The organism is Paraburkholderia sp. RL17-383-BIF-A, from assembly GCF_046028015.1.
GTDB lineage: Bacteria > Pseudomonadota > Gammaproteobacteria > Burkholderiales > Burkholderiaceae > Paraburkholderia.
Map to the genome: position 1 here is coordinate 1 of NZ_JARESR010000080.1, position 725 is coordinate 725.

Consider the following 725-nt stretch of genomic DNA (forward strand, 5'->3'; position numbering starts at 1 on the left):
CGCTCATGGACCAGCGCCGACTGGCGCGTGAGCCACGATGGCGGCATCGGCCGCGCATAGCCGCCGACGCCTTGCGCGGCTTCGCGCTCTTCATCGGTTTCGTAAGGCACATCGAGAAACTTCGCGCCGAGCGATTCGATCTGCTCTTTCACCGCTGGACGAACGTCAGACGCTTCGATCACCGCGCCCAGACGCTTGGCCGTTGCGATAGCCTGCAAACCGGCCACACCCGCGCCGAGGATCAGCACGCGCGCCGCCTTGACGGTGCCCGCGGCGGTCATCAGCATCGGCATGAAGCGCGGATAGAGCGTGGCGGCCAGCAGCACTGCCTTGTAGCCGGCAATGTTCGCCTGTGAACTCAATACATCGAGGCTTTGCGCACGAGTCGTGCGCGGCGCGGCCTCCAGAGCGAACGCGGTGATGCCCGCAGCCGCCAGCTTTGATGAGTTTTCGGCATTAAAAGGATCGAGCATGCCGACCAGCGTCGCGCCGCGCTTCAGCAGCGGCAGTTCGGCGTCGATCGGTGACTGGACCTTGAGGACGAGATCGGCGCCGAAAGCGGTCGCGGCGTCGACAATTTCCGCGCCTGCGGCCGTAAAGGCATCGTCTGGAAAGCTTGCGCCGGTGCCGGCGCCGCTCTGGATCGTGACCCGGTGGCCCTGGCTCACATACTTCCTGACCGTTTCGGGCGTCGCGGCGACGCGGGTTTCGTGCGCGCGCGTCTC

1 protein-coding gene is annotated in these 725 nt (G+C 65.9%); it reads right to left on the minus strand.

Going from position 1 to position 725, the window contains the following annotated elements:
- The coding region (locus tag P0D71_RS36005) for a Rossmann-fold NAD(P)-binding domain-containing protein (RefSeq protein WP_459252307.1) at nt 1–725 on the minus strand (725 nt) is incomplete at both ends.